Annotated in this window: 14 protein-coding genes; 13 read left to right on the top strand and 1 reads right to left on the bottom strand. The window is 64.5% G+C overall.

Features of this window, described 5'->3' with window-relative positions:
- Positions 1 to 168: 168 nt before the first annotated feature.
- Entirely contained in the window at positions 169 to 927 is a 759-nt protein-coding gene (locus V6657_RS20175) for a response regulator transcription factor (protein ID WP_248694735.1), read from the top strand.
- Positions 928 to 968: 41 nt separating this feature from the next.
- Here the strand turns inward: V6657_RS20175 and V6657_RS20170 are convergent, their stop codons facing one another.
- On the bottom strand, positions 969 to 2,114 hold the full coding sequence (locus tag V6657_RS20170) for a histidine kinase (RefSeq protein WP_048934785.1): 1,146 nt from the start codon (positions 2,112 to 2,114) through the stop codon (positions 969 to 971).
- Between the two features lie 316 nt (positions 2,115 to 2,430).
- Between V6657_RS20170 and gspG the strand changes: the two genes are divergently transcribed.
- The 12 genes from gspG to V6657_RS20110 all read left to right on the top strand — a co-directional run bounded on the left by gspG (position 2,431) and on the right by V6657_RS20110 (position 13,995).
- Positions 2,431 to 2,898: a type II secretion system major pseudopilin GspG gene (gene gspG / locus V6657_RS20165; RefSeq protein ID WP_137884784.1), complete on the top strand. Its 468-nt coding sequence runs from the start codon at positions 2,431 to 2,433 to the stop codon at positions 2,896 to 2,898.
- A 59-nt stretch (positions 2,899 to 2,957) separates the two neighbouring features.
- A complete protein-coding gene (locus V6657_RS20160; RefSeq protein WP_048934945.1) occupies positions 2,958 to 4,160 on the top strand; it encodes a type II secretion system F family protein in 1,203 nt (400 codons plus the stop codon).
- 7 nt (positions 4,161 to 4,167) lie between these two features.
- Positions 4,168 to 5,871, top strand: a complete 1,704-nt coding sequence (locus V6657_RS20155; protein WP_048934786.1) for a GspE/PulE family protein — start codon at positions 4,168 to 4,170, stop codon at positions 5,869 to 5,871.
- Complete coding sequence (locus V6657_RS20150) at positions 5,852 to 6,898, top strand: hypothetical protein (RefSeq protein ID WP_048934787.1); 1,047 nt, start codon at positions 5,852 to 5,854, stop codon at positions 6,896 to 6,898. Before V6657_RS20155 ends, V6657_RS20150 begins: the two co-directional genes overlap by 20 nt.
- Positions 6,895 to 7,425, top strand: a complete 531-nt coding sequence (locus V6657_RS20145) for a hypothetical protein (RefSeq protein WP_048934788.1) — start codon at positions 6,895 to 6,897, stop codon at positions 7,423 to 7,425. Before V6657_RS20150 ends, V6657_RS20145 begins: the two co-directional genes overlap by 4 nt.
- The gene (locus V6657_RS20140; protein ID WP_048934789.1) at positions 7,422 to 7,988 is read left to right on the top strand and encodes a hypothetical protein; all 567 of its coding nucleotides are present in this window, start codon (positions 7,422 to 7,424) and stop codon (positions 7,986 to 7,988) included. Before V6657_RS20145 ends, V6657_RS20140 begins: the two co-directional genes overlap by 4 nt.
- Positions 7,985 to 8,566 (top strand): hypothetical protein, encoded by a 582-nt coding sequence (locus tag V6657_RS20135; RefSeq protein ID WP_048934790.1) that lies wholly within the window; start codon positions 7,985 to 7,987, stop codon positions 8,564 to 8,566. The genes V6657_RS20140 and V6657_RS20135 overlap by 4 nt, the downstream gene beginning before the upstream one ends.
- A complete protein-coding gene (locus V6657_RS20130) occupies positions 8,567 to 10,843 on the top strand; it encodes a type IV pilus secretin PilQ (RefSeq protein WP_048934791.1) in 2,277 nt (758 codons plus the stop codon). It abuts the gene before it with no gap.
- A gap of 3 nt (positions 10,844 to 10,846) precedes the next feature.
- The gene (locus tag V6657_RS20125) at positions 10,847 to 11,374 is read left to right on the top strand and encodes a type II secretion system protein (protein ID WP_048934792.1); all 528 of its coding nucleotides are present in this window, start codon (positions 10,847 to 10,849) and stop codon (positions 11,372 to 11,374) included.
- Positions 11,375 to 11,382: 8 nt separating this feature from the next.
- Positions 11,383 to 11,775 carry a prepilin-type N-terminal cleavage/methylation domain-containing protein gene (locus V6657_RS20120; protein WP_048934793.1) on the top strand — a complete coding sequence of 131 codons (393 nt, stop codon included), beginning with the start codon at positions 11,383 to 11,385 and terminating at the stop codon, positions 11,773 to 11,775.
- A gap of 65 nt (positions 11,776 to 11,840) precedes the next feature.
- On the top strand, positions 11,841 to 12,335 hold the full coding sequence (locus tag V6657_RS20115; protein WP_048934946.1) for a type II secretion system protein: 495 nt from the start codon (positions 11,841 to 11,843) through the stop codon (positions 12,333 to 12,335).
- A 178-nt stretch (positions 12,336 to 12,513) separates the two neighbouring features.
- A complete protein-coding gene (locus tag V6657_RS20110; protein WP_048934794.1) occupies positions 12,514 to 13,995 on the top strand; it encodes a multicopper oxidase domain-containing protein in 1,482 nt (493 codons plus the stop codon).
- The last annotated feature ends 4 nt before the right edge of the window (positions 13,996 to 13,999 follow it).

Here is a 13,999-nt window from a genome sequence, read left to right as displayed (position 1 = left end):
GCGTGTTTCTTGCTGACCTCGCAGCGAGCGCAGCCGCACGTTCTGCAGTGCGAGCAACCAGAAGCAAAAAGACCATGCTCCACGGTTTCGTGTGAGCTTATCGGGATAACAAGCACAGTCGGCCCGCCGATGCCCCAAAAGACGCGGCCGCACTGGGGAGGACTTGCCGTGAGCGCCATGCATCGCTTGTTGATAGCGGAGGATCACCATTTGCTCAGGTGCGGCTTGCGGTCAATGCTGTCTGCCCTGGGTGAATACGAAGTGGTGGGCGAGGCCAAGGACGGAAGAGAGGCATGCCAGCTTGCCATCTCGCTGGTTCCGGATCTGGTGCTGACCGACCTGTCGATGCCCGGCATGAACGGTATCGACATGGTCGCCACCATCAAGCGCCGCCTGCCGCAGGTTCGCGTGGTGGTGCTGACCGTCTACAAGGCAGAAGAGTACGTGAGGGAAGCGCTGCGCGTGGGCGTCGACGGGTACGTCCTCAAAGACGCGTCCTTCGACGAACTGGTGGCAGCGCTGCACGCGGTCACGCAGGGCAAGCGACACTTGAGTGCCGATGTCTATGGCAACGTCGTTCAGTCGTTCGTCAATGGCCACGATGTGCTTGCGCCCAGGAGCGCTTGGGAAACGCTGACCGCGCGCGAGCGAAGCGTGCTTCAACTCGTGGCGGAAGGCCGGACCAATCGCCAGGTGGGGCAGTATCTGAACCTCAGTCCAAAAACGATCGAAAAATACCGGGCGCACCTGATGGACAAACTCGGTGTCTCCAACGTGACGGGGCTGGTGCTTGCCGCGATCGATCTGGGGTTGATCGCGCCGCATCAGGATCGGCACGCCGATGCCAACCCCGGCGCCGACTCCACGCCTGACCCCTGTGATCCTTATGACCAACAGGGTGGCCTGATCGGCGGCACATCGGGGTGATCGCGTTCAGCCGCGCGCTCAAGTGGTTGCTAGCGCTTGGCTTAGGTACGCCAGAGTGCGGAGACCACCGTGCCGTCACCCACGCTTGACTGGATGAAGAAGCTGCCGCCGCCCAGCTCAACACGCTGCTGCATCCCGATGAGCCCGAGGCCCGATTGCGATACCGGGTCGGAAAACAGCGGTTGGGTGTCAAAGCCAATTCCGTTGTCCTGGATTGTCAGCAGGATTCCAGTTTCGATACGGCGCAGGCACAGCCGGATCTCGGTGGCAGCGCCGTGCTTGACGGCGTTGCTCATGGCTTCCTGCGTAATGCGGAAGATGTCTGCCTTCAGGCTGTCCGGCACTTCCTCATCTTCGACGCGGCAATCGAAGCGCACGGCGAGATGCCCGGCGCCTTGCGCCATGCGTTTGCACAGGGCGTCGAGCGCGGCGGCCAACCCAAGGCGATCGAGCAGGGCTGGGCGCAGCTCGCTGCAGATGCGGCGCATGTCGCCAATCGATTCGCGTATGCGCAGCGCTGCCGTGTCGAGCAATTCCGTAGCTTCGGCGATGTTGTTGCGATGGATGTGGATCAGGGCATCCTCGATCGTCAGCTTGATCAGCGTCAGCGCCTGGCCGAGCCCATCGTGCAGCTCGGCGGCGATGCGCTTGCGCTCCCGCTCCTGGCCGATCATCAGGTACGCGTATTGACGCGTCGGGTCGAGTTCGGTGGTCGAGGTGTCGCCGGCCGCACCAGGGGCAGACGGTTCACCTGCAGAGGGTTCTTCAAGGATGGTCAGCAGCGCGCCGACGCGGCCATCGCTATCGAAAATGGGATGCTGGTGAAGCAGTATCGCGACGGGGTGTCCGCTGCGCGTGCACAGGTCGGCGTGAAATGAATGAAACATGCCTGAGGCGCAGCGTGAGAGTCCATCGATGATGTTCTGTCGGCCACCATGCGCTGCCATGTCGACCAGCGAGTGGCAAGCCAATTCCTCTCTCGAATAGCCGAAGATGGCTTCGGTACTGCCATTGGCAGAAACAAACCGCCCATCGGGAGACAGGATGCAGAACGCGGTGCCGCGAACGTCCGAGGCAGCCCCAAAGCCTCGCTCCTGCGGGCGAATGGCCATGGTCAGTTTGCGGACCGCTTCGATGACGTCATGCCACGTCAGTTGCCGGCCATCGCGTTGCGAAGATGCTTTCATCAGGCCTCCGAACGTGACCACCGGTCGATGTGGCGCAGCCGGGCGCCGCGCAGCGGTACGCGCCGATTGCCCGCATATCCGTGCCCGGCTTGTCCCCTTCCCTGGTCTTGTTCCTGCTTCTGCATTCTAGATTCCGACCGGCGGCATGCAACGGGGCGCAGTGCGCCTATCCACCATCGGGTCCTTACCCATGTGTGGGGGTGGGGGTTCCTCACTTCTTCTACCGTGATGCGCGAACAAGAATGAGATCAAGCCGAGTCGGGCGAGGTGCTCGATGGGACGGAAAGGGAGGCGCGTCGTGGTGCTTGCTATGCGGATGATTCGAATCCCCTGTCGCCCACGTGGTGGCTGCGGCACGGTCTTCGCACCTCGCTGCGTGCGCCGCGATGGTGGCTTCACGCTGCTGGAACTGCTGGTCGTCATGGTCATCATCGGCCTGCTGGCGGGCCTGGTGGCGCCGCAGTATTTCGACCAGATCGGCAAGTCCAACATCAAGATCGCGAAGGCGCAGATCGAATCGCTCGGCAAGGCGCTTGACCAGTATCGGCTCGACATCGGCGGATACCCGAGTACCGAAGAGGGGTTGGACGCGCTCAACACGAAGCCGCAAAACCAGCCGCGTTGGAGTGGTCCCTACCTGAAGAAGGCCGTTCCGCTGGACCCGTGGGATCGCCCGTACGTCTACCGGTCGCCCGGCGAGCATGGCGAATACGACCTGTACTCGCTGGGAAAGAGCGGGCAGCCCGGCGGTACCGGCGAAAACGTGGCGATCACTTCGTGGTGACAACGCCTGCAGGCTGGCCGTGATGGGTCGGGCCAAGGCCCGTGAAGAAGGGGGATGAAGTGAAGTATCTGCTGCGCGTCTTCGATTCCGGTGGCCAGGTGCAGACGGTCTGCATCGAGGGCGACACGCCGGCCGGCGCGAGCGCAGCGGCCAGCGCACGAGGCTGGAAGGTGATCGCGATCCGGGCCGGCAGCGCGCGGTCCCGCAACCGAGTCGGCCGCACGGTGCTGGGCGCGGCGAAGTTCAACATTGAATTGTTTGCACGCGAGCTCGCAGCGCTGCTCGATGCGGGTGTGAGCGTCATCGATGCGCTGCGCACGCTGGGCAGCAATGAACGCCGCGAGGCGTCGGCAGCGGTGTATCGGGATCTGCTTCGGCGTCTGGAGGAGGGGCACGCGCTATCCAAGGCGCTGGACCTGGCGGACAACATCTTCCCGCCCGTACTGGTGGCCTGCGTCAAGGCCAGTGAGCAGACCGGGGGGCTGGCCGACAGCCTGAAACGCTATTCGAAGAACAGTGCGACGCTGCAGGCGCTGCGTGCCCGGGTGGCATCCGCTTCCATTTACCCGGCCGTGCTGCTTGCCGTGGGGGGCGCGGTCGTCATGTTTCTGCTGGCGTTTGTGGTGCCGCGCTTTGCGGGGCTGCTGGAACACAGCGGACGTGAGTTGCCGATGCTCTCGCAATGGCTGATGGCCTGGGGTGCGTTGGTACACGCGCACGGGCAGGGCCTGGCGATTGCACTCGCGATCGGCCTGCTGGCATTGACCGGTGCGCTGCGGCGCCAGGCAACACGTCACTGGATGATCGACCGGCTGCTGTCGCTGCCCGGCATTGGCGAACACTTTCGTGTCTACCGGCAGGCGCAGTTCTTCCGGACCTCCGCCATGCTCGCCGACGGCGGGATTCCGGCCGTGCAGGCCTTCGACTTGGCGAGCGGGCTGGTCAGCCGCACGGACCGATCCGCCCTGCAGGCGGCCATGGAGCGCATTCGCAATGGCGGAAGGATCTCTGACGCGTTCCTCGATGTCGGGTTGGCCGACCCGATCACCTACCGGTTGCTGACGGTCGCGGAGAAGACCGGCGCCCTGGGGCCGGTGCTCGACAAGATTGCCGCGTTTCAGGAGGCACGCGTATCCCAGGCGATTGACTTGGCTTCACGGCTTGTGGAGCCCGCGATGATGATTGTCATCGGTTTCGTGATCGGCGGCATTGTGGTGCTGATGTACCTGCCGATCTTCCAGTTGGCTTCCAGCGTTCAGTAGGTGTGCCATGGAAACGAACGGCGCGACGGTCGAACCCTCTTGCACGGCATACCGCGATGCCTTGCTCGAACTCAGCGAGCGCTACGGCTCAGGCATCCGCGCGCTGGAAGCGCTGCCCGCACATGTGGAGGCCGACGCCGAGGTTGTCCTGGCGCAGCTTGCCCGGGCGTTCAGGATGGCACCGATCACGATCCGGGAGATGCACGGGCTGGAGCCGGATTTCAGCGTGATCCCGTTTGTTGAGGCGGCGACCCGCCTGTGCCTGTGTTTTTGCGACGGGCCGGGCCTGCTGTTCGTGATTGCGGATCCGCTGGATGCACGCACACGCGGCAGTGTTGACCAGCGCATGCGCGCACGTCCGACCGTGCCTTACCGCTGGTCGCTCGCAACCGTTGGAGACTTGACCGCCTATCTTGCCGCCCGCGAAAAAGACGTTCGCGCAATGGACACGGTTGCGCTGGAGGGCGCCGTGCAGGGCGGACACGATACCGCCACGCTTGCCCTCACGCTACAAGGCATCAGCCACGACGACAGCCCGGTCGTGCGGCTGCTCAATTCCACGATCTACGACGCGCTGAAATTGCAGGCGAGCGACATTCACCTCGAATGCCGCGCCAGCGGGCTGACCATCAAGTACCGGATCGACGGTGTGCTGAGCGCCGTCAGCCGCATGGAAGGGCGTGAGCTGGCAGACCAGGTGCTGTCGCGCCTGAAGGTGATCTCCGAGCTCGATATTGCCGAGCGACGCGTGCCGCAGGACGGCCGCTTCAAGGCGCAATACGCGGCGCGCGACATCGACTTTCGGGTGTCGATCATGCCCAACCAGTTTGGCGAGGATGCCGTGCTGCGGATTCTGGATCGATACCAGCTCTCGCAGGCAGCCGGCGGGCTGACGCTTGAAGCGCTGGGTTTCCAGACGGACGACGTGACCTTCATGCGCACGGTCGCAGGCATGCCTTACGGGATGCTGCTGGTGACCGGCCCGACCGGCAGCGGCAAGACCACCACGCTCTACGCCATCCTCACCGAGATCAACGATGGCCTGGAGAAGATCATCACGATCGAAGACCCGGTCGAATATCAACTGGGCGACATCTTGCAGATTCCCGTCAACGAGGCGAAGGGGCTGACGTTCGCGCGCGGGCTGCGGTCGATCCTGCGGCACGATCCCGACAAGATCATGGTGGGCGAAATTCGTGACAGCGAGACCGCGCAGATTGCCGTGCAGGCAGCGCTGACCGGCCACCAGGTGTTCACGACCGTGCATGCCAACAACGTGTTCGATGTGATCGGACGCTTTACCAACATGGGCGTCGATTCATACAGCTTTGTTTCTGCGTTGAACGGTGTGATTGCGCAACGGCTGCTGCGCCAGTGCTGCGCGGATTGCTCGGTGCCGGAGCAGTACGCGCCTGAACTGCTGGCGCGCTCGGGCATCGACCCCGAAGTGGCGCAAGGCTTTCGATTTCGGCGCGGCATTGGCTGTGCGTCGTGCCGAGGCACCGGCTATCGCGGCCGGCGGGCCATCGCGGAGTCACTGCGCATGAATGACGAACTGCGGCAATTGCTGTCCGAGCGCGCGCCGATCAGCCAGATCAAGCAGGCGGCGATGCGCAGCGGCATGACAACGCTTCGCACGGCAGCGGTCAAGCTGGTGGCCGCGGGCGAGACAACGCTTGAGGAGCTCAACCGTGTCACCATCGTCGACTGAGGCACTGGCCATCGGGCTCGGTGCGAGCATGCTCGCGCTGGGCCGGCAGCGAAGCGCAAGCGCGCGCTTTGCCGACCGGCTGCATGCGGCGCTTCCGTCCTGGGCCATGCCAGGTTCGCATCCCAGCGCAGATGTCCCGCCCGAGGGGGCTGGGGATTCGCCCGCCACCACGCCGGCACCGGATGCAAGCAACGCGCCACGGCTGACGATCGAGATTGACGAAGCGCTGCGCTATACGGAACGGGGTGCGATCGAGGCGCTGCGTAATGCGCTGAGAAGCAATGCGCTGAGAAGCGAGGCGCTGAAAACCGAAGCGCTGAAAAGCGAGGCACTGGCAGTCGAGGCGCCGCAGGCCGCTCCGTCAACAGAACGCGTCGCTCGGGTAACGCGCCGCGCTGCGATCGTCCTGGACGACTTCTGGGGCAATCATGCCATCGTGCGCGGAGACTTCCGCTCGATGCACGCGCGCGATGTGGAGGACGTGGTCCGCGCGTACTTTTCCGATGTATTCGGCGCCAATTCCAGTGCTGATTCGCAGGTTCCGTCGATCCGCTGGCAAGTACGCGAGGACGGTCGAGCCCTGTTTGCCAGCGCCTTGTCACGCACGCTGCTCGACGGCATCGGTCAGGCGTGTTCCGACGCCCGGGTGCAGGCTGAGAGCATCACGCTGGGGTTGCCGCAGATATTGAATCGCGTGCGCCGGGCGGTGAGCGGCCATGAGGGTCTGCTGCTGGTCGTGGGGGATACCACGCTGCACGCGGTGACGATCGAGGATGGGCGTTGGCTCGCGTATGACGCTCAGCGGGTCTTCCCGAATGCCACGACGACGGCGGCGCCGCTCGGTGAAGTTGCCCGTCACGTCTTCGAGCGCGCTTCCGTTCGGTTGCCTCACGATTGCAAGGTCTACGTTTGCGGGCTCGCCGTCGATCCGGGGCAATTCGATCCGTACTTTGACCACGTTCAGTTGCTGACGGACCACATCAGCGGCCACGCCCCCGCGTGCTGCCTCATGGAGTTCGCACAATGATGTCGCACCTCGCCCTGGATTTTGCGCACCGCCGTGCAGGCCCGACCGCTGCCGGAATCTCGCTGGCGATCGTCGCCGCATTGCTGCTGTCGCTGGCGGGCCATGCGCTCTGGCGTGCTTACCGCAACAACGATCGCGCCCGTGCGGAATTCGCTTCGGTCGCCTCGAGCGTGCCCGTCAAGAAGCGCGCTGAAAAAATCGAACCGACCGCGCTTGAGAAAAGAACCGCGAAAGACAGCCGGGCCGTGCTCTCCGAATTGACGGTGCCCTGGCAAGACCTGCTCGCCGTCGTAGAGGGCTACCGTGAGCACGACGTCGCTCTCATCGGCATCGACCATACGTCCGCGCAAGGGCAGATCCGCATCACTGCGGAGGCGAAGGATTTCGATGCGGTCATTGGCTATCTCAAGTATCTGCAGCAAAGCAAGCCGCTGCGCGAGGCCGCACTGAACACGCATCTGATTGAAACGACGGTGCCGGGCGTGCCTGTGCGCTTTCAGATTACAGCGGTGTGGAGGAAACCATGAATCCCACCCGGCTGCGCGATCTGCTGCTGACCCTGCAATTCAGGTTGCGGCGCATGTTTGGCTGGACCGGGCTGGCCGGTGCCGCGATGCTCGCCGCTGCAGCGGCAACGTGGTGTGCAGCGCCCATGCTCGATGCCAGCACGCGCGCGTTGCACCAAAGGGCGCAACTGGCGAAGGCGGCAGCCGCGCAGAGTGCTGTGCGCGATGCGCGTCTGGTATCCGATGCGCAGTTGCTGGAGACGCTGCCAGAATGGTTTCCACCCTTCGCGCAGAGCAGCGATGACGTTGCGGCCATTCTGGCGCAGGCACACACCGCAGGCCTGACCCTCGGCTCGGCCCAGTATCAGATTGGCAACGATCGTTCGGGCGCGTACCTGAGCTATCAGGTCCTGCTGCCGGTCAAGGACCGCTACGTTTCCATCCGGCGCTTCGTGGCATTGGTCTTGAACAACATCCCCAATGCGGCGCTTCAGGAAATTCACGTGGACCGGCCCGCCGTGAGCGGCGATGTACTGGAAGCCCGCATCCGCTTTGACTTGATCTACAAGGGGGGCAGCTCATGAAACCGGCCCTCGCTACCCGCAGCCTGGTTGCGGTCGCGGTGCTTGCCACCGCGGTGTTGTCCTATTGGGGCGGCGCGAAGCGCCTGCACGCGTTGCATGTGTTGAATGTGGAGGCGGCGGTACCGCCCAGCGTGCGCCATGCTGCCGCACGCGATGCGTCGCACCCCGTGGTGGCCTCAGGTGTTGAACCGGCCGCCAAGACGGAGCCAGCCGCGCCGCGCGTGCGCCTCGCCGAGTTGCGTGCGCCGCTGTCGGAGACGTCGGACAACGATCCATTCGCCGTATTGTCGTGGCTGCCGCCCCCGCCCCCGCCCCCTCCTGTTGTTGCGCCAGCGCCGGAGCCGGCTCCACCACCGAGCGCGCCTGCGTTGCCATTCGTCTATCTCGGCACGCTCAACCCGGATGCGGCCAAGCCGCAGGTGTTCATCAGCAGCGGCGATCGGCTCCTGATCGTCTCACCCGGGGAGGTGGTCGACGGGACGTACCGATTCGAATCGATCGCGGCCACCGGGGCGCTCTTCACATACCTGCCGCTGAACCAGCAGCAAGTGATGCCCATTCAAGGCGAGGGGAACTAAATGAAACCGTCCTGCCGTGCGGCAGCGGCGCCTGAAGCAGACCGCCGCCGATTGCTCCCCCACCCAGCCCCCACGCCGCTGCTCCGCGGCCTGGCGTTGGCCGTTCTCGTTGCCGTTGGTGGCGGGTGTGCCACCACGCGGGACGTCAACCAGTTACAGACCGCCAGCCAGCGGGAGCCGAGCAATGCGCAGCTCAGGCTCAAGTACATGGACGAGCGGGACCGCCAGGTCAAGGTGTTGCTCGACGAGGCCGACCGCCTGCGTCTGGACCATGATTTCGACGGGGCGCAAGCGCAACTCCAACAAGCGTATCGGCTTGACCCGACCAGCGAGCGCGGCAAGCGTATCGCCGCGGCAGTCGGCCGCGGCCGGCGCGACAATGCGACCCTCCAAGAGGCCGAGCGGATGATCGCGCGCGGCTCGTATGACAGCGCGGCCGAGCGCATCGATCAGGTGCTCGCGCAGAGTCCGAATGATGCCCTCGCGCTGCAGCTCAATCGTGAGATTGCCGAGAAGCGTCGCGCGCAAAAACAGGCCAGCGAAGACAAGAATGCGGCCGCGTCGATCATGCGCAAGCCGGTATCGCTGCAGTTCCGCGATGCCAACGTGCGCATGGTGTTCGAGGCGCTGTCGCGCACCACCGGCCTGAACGTCATTTTCGACCGGGATGTGCGTACCGATCTGAAGACCACGATCTTCGTCTCGAACGCTTCGCTCGAAGATACCGTCGACATGATCCTGCTCCAGAACCAACTGGCGAAGAAGGTACTCAACGCGACCACGGTGTTCATTTATCCGGCCACCCCGGCCAAGCAGCAGGAATACCAAGACCTGAAGGTTCGCACGTTCCAGCTTTCCAATACCGATGCCAAGCACATCGAAACACTCCTGAAGAACCTGTTGAAGATCAAGGAGATCGTGATCGACGACCGGGCGAATACCGTGTCGATCCGGGCGACGCCCGAGACCATCCGCGTGGCCGAGCGGATGATTGCTGCCCAGGATCTGCCTGAGCCGGAGGTGATGCTGGAAGTCGAGGTGCTGGAAGTGTCGCGCGATCGCCTGACCGATCTTGGCATCGACTGGCCGAACAGCTTCTCGCTCGGGACGCCGTCTTCCGCCAACACATGGGGCGCGTTGCACCATCTGACGATCAATCAGCTTACGGCCAGCGGGTTGTCGGCCACGGCCAACTTCAAGCTGACCGATACCGACGCGAACCTGCTGGCGAGTCCGCGCATTCGCACACGCAACAAGGAGAAGGCCAAGATCCTGATCGGCGACAAGGTGCCCGTGATCTCCAGCTCCAGCGTGCCGAGCACCAGTGGACCGGTCTACTCGCAATCCATCCAGTACCTGGACGTCGGCATCAAGCTTGAAGTCGAGCCGCAGGTCTATCGAGATGACGATGTCGGCATCAAGATGAGTCTTGAGGTCAGCAACATCACGCAGATCATCTCCAGCAGCAACGCGCAGACGGGCCTGAGCTCGCTGGCCTATCAGATCGGCACGCGCAATGCGTCGACGACCCTGCGGCTCAAGGACGGCGAGACCCAGGTGCTCGGCGGGCTGATCCAGGATGAGGATCGCGACGCGGCCAACAAGGTCCCGGGGCTGGGTCAGTTGCCCGTGCTCGGCCGCCTGTTCTCCAACCACAACGGCGAGCACAAGAAGACCGAGATCGTGCTGCAGATCACGCCGCACATCGTGCGGCCACAACTGGCCGCGGATGCGGACACGCGCGAGATCTGGTCCGGCACCGACAGCACCGTCCGCACGGAGCAGTTGCGGCTCGATCCGCCGGCCGCGCCGATTGCGGCACTGCCCGCGCCGGCGTCGGCTGCCGGCGCCGTCGTACCGGTGGGCGCCGTGGGTGGCGGGACCACAACACGCGAACAGGCTTCCAAAGCTGCCGCCGCTGCAGCCGCCGCGCCGGCCGCGGCCAGCAATGCGCCACCCAAAGGCTCGTTCGGGCAGCCTGCCGCCGCGCCGCGCACCACGCCGCCGCCCGCAATGTTCGGCGGGCGCTTCATGACATCGGTGCCGCCGCCGGAAGGCACCACACTACCGCCACCGCCGGCCGCGCCCGGCCCAGCGGCGGCGCCCGAATCTGCCGGTGGGCCGGCGCAGACGGCATCGGCTGCACCGCCGGAGGCAGCGGCACCCGCGCAGGCACCCGCCGCCGCGCCTGCAGCGCCGCCGCCGGTCATGACGGTGCCACCGAGCGACATGTCCAGCGACAACCCGCTGCACCCGATCCCGACCGGGACGTACTGAGCCATGGCCTGTCTGCGGCGTCTTCCCCCCGGGCGTGGTCGCGCGAGCCGATGGTGCCGCTGCGGCGCCGGTTTCACGCTGATCGAGCTTGTGATCACGCTGGCGTTGGTCGGCATCGTCGCCTCGGCCATCGTGCCGCTTTCCGAGCTGGCCGTGCAGCGCGAGAAGGAGCAGGAACTGCGGGTGGCGCTGCGCGAGATCCGCACCGCGATCGACGCCTACAAGGACGCGAGCGACTCGGGGTCGGTGGAGCACGAGGCGGGCGCGTCCGGCTATCCGCCATCGCTCGCGGTGCTGGCGGACGGCGTCAAGGATGCGAAGGACCCCAAGGGCGGGTTGCTGATGTTCCTGCGCAGGGTGCCACGCGATCCGTTCTTTTCCGGCGACGCGTCAACGCTGGCTGCGGATACCTGGAACGTGCGTGCATACGGTGTGCCGATCGACAGCGGGGCGGGTGGCGACGACGTGTTCGACGTGAAGTCGAAGTCGGACAGCGTGGGCCTGAACGGCATTCCGTACCGGGATTGGTGAGGGCGATCATGAAGCGAGCACTGCACGCGCTACGCCGAGGCTTTACGCTGATCGAACTGGTGGTCGTCATGGCCATCATCGGGTTGCTGCTGACCCTGGCACTGCCGCGCTATTTCCACAGCATCGAGCGGGGGAAAACCCAGGTACAGCAGCAGAACCTGGCAGTCATCCGTGATGCCATCGACAAGTACTACGGCGACAACGGCCAGTACCCCGATACGCTGGAAGACCTGGTGGCCAAGCGCTATCTGCGCGGCATTCCGATCGACCCCGTCCATGACAGCACGGCGTGGGCGGTGATCGCGCCGCCGGATACATCCAAGACCGGCATCTACGATGTCGGCCCGGCGCGGGAGGCGAACACCACGCAGGCGGCCTCCGAACCGGTGGCAGAAAAATGATTGCGGCGTCGTATCCGTACCGCACCAACCTTGCCCACCGTCCCGCAAGGACGCGCGGCCTGGTCATGCTCACACTGCTGATCGCGCTGATGCTGGCGTCGATCGCGCTGCTCGCGGGGCTGGATGTCTGGGCGCTGCAGCGACAACGGCAGCAGGAGGAAGAACTGCTGTTTGTCGGCAACCAATACAGGCACGCCATCGAGCGCTATTACCTGGCGGGGCGCAGCCTGCCGCTGACGATCGACGACCTGATCGACGACAAGCGCTTTCCGGTGCCGCTGCATCATTTGCGCCGCGCTTATCCCGATCCGATCACCGGGAGCAACGACTGGGAGTTGCTGCGCGACGGCACCGGCATCTACGGCATCCATAGCAAGTCGGACGCGGCGCCGATCAAGCATGCGAATTTTCCGGGCCGGTATGCCTTCTTTGCCAACGCCCAGACCTACGCAGACTGGCAGTTCGTCTATCCCGTGCCGGGCATGGGCAGGCGCAGCGCCGCCGGCACGCCAGCACTGCCGCCCAGGCTGACCATCAAACCAGGTCGCCCCGCTCGTTGACGCAGGTTTGCCCCACCACAACAGTAGGAGTTTGACCCATGTCGGAAGCTGGCGGCGCTTCCCACAATAGAAACACCGGGGAAACGGGAATTGAAGGCTGCACGGTCGCCGCAAGGGCAGCAGGTCGCCTGATGCATAGACGCATACCGTGCGCGATGACCAGTCGCTGGGAGGTCATATGTTCGCTCTTCGCGTGGCAGGCAGTGGTGCCGTGGCACTGCTGTTGCTGCTTGTCGCTGTGCCGGTTGGCGCGCAGTCGTTTCGGGTGCAGTGTCCCACGACCACGATCACGCATAACCCTTCCAGCACGTTTCCTGGTGGCATCAAGTGCCAGCAGATTTCGGGCGGCGATGGCTACTCGACGATGGCCGACGGCGTACATACCTACATGTTCTCGTTCGGTCCGCTCTCCGGCCTGAAAGACATCCAGAACGGCCTGCCGGGAACCCAGCCGCCGTCGATCTTCAACTCGCTGACCGATCCCAACGCCGCGGTGGGCCTGACCCCCGACCCGAACTCGTCGCCGCCCGGCCAGATCGATGGCCATGTCGACCCGCGCCCGATCATGGACACGGGCGTCATGAACGGCAATATCCCGGCGCCCCTGATGGCGATCGACGAGGACGACGAGTTTTTCCTCACGCTGACCAACGTCGGCATGATCATGCGCCCCGACCTGTTCGAGAAGCACACCGTGCACTTCCACGGGTATCCGAATGCGTCGTCGTTCTATGACGGCGTGCCGGACGCGTCGGTGGCCATCAACATCGGCGGCAGCTTCACCTACTACTACCTCGCGCCCGATGCGGGCACCTATTTCTGGCACTGCCACATCACGCCGCCCGAGCACCTGCAGATGGGCATGGTCGGCCAGATCTACGTGCGGCCGCGGCAGAACCGGGTGCCGGCCGGTGCTTCGCTGTATCAGGCGCTGCTCGGTCAGCAGGCCGATCTGCGCACACGCTGCGGCACCGACATCCTGTGCCCGTCGCCGCTGCCGCCGCAGAACAGCACCTTGCACGCCAACGACAAGAGCGGCGCGCCAACGCTGTACGCGTACAACGATGGCGACGGTTCCACCGCGTACGACGTGGAATACCCGCTGCAGATTCACGGCTTCGACCCGAACTTCCACTTCATCGGCATGACGTTCAACCCCGAGCCGTTCACCGATATGAAGGACAAGTACTTCCTGCTCAACGGCCGCAGCTACCCGGATACCGTCAGCACCGGGCCGATGAGCACGCCTTCGTCCGACGGTGCGTTGCACTATTCACAGCCGCTGCCATCGATCATCAACATCCCGGTCGGCGGCAAGGCGCTGCTGCGCATCTCCAATCTGGACGTGACGGAGTACCAGACGCTGGCTTCGCTCGGCATCCCGATGCATGTGATCGGCATCAACGCCCGCCTGCTGCGCGACATGGCCGGCAATGACATGACGTACTACTCCAACTCGATCACGCTGGGCGGCGGTGAGTCGCTCGACGTCATCTTGGATGCCAGCGACACCAACAGCTATCCACGCGGTTCCACGTACTACCTGTACACGCCGAATCTCGATCACCTCGCCAACGACGCGGAAAACTTCGGCGGCTTGATGACCGAGGTGCATATCTGCAGCGCGGTGGACACGGCGACGAAGGCATGCACCCCCTAGGAGA

It is taken from the genome of Ralstonia sp. RRA (assembly GCF_037023145.1).
In the GTDB taxonomy this organism is placed as follows: domain Bacteria; phylum Pseudomonadota; class Gammaproteobacteria; order Burkholderiales; family Burkholderiaceae; genus Ralstonia.
Note: the sequence above shows the minus strand (reverse complement) of the source record. Positions and strands in the feature narration are given on the sequence as shown.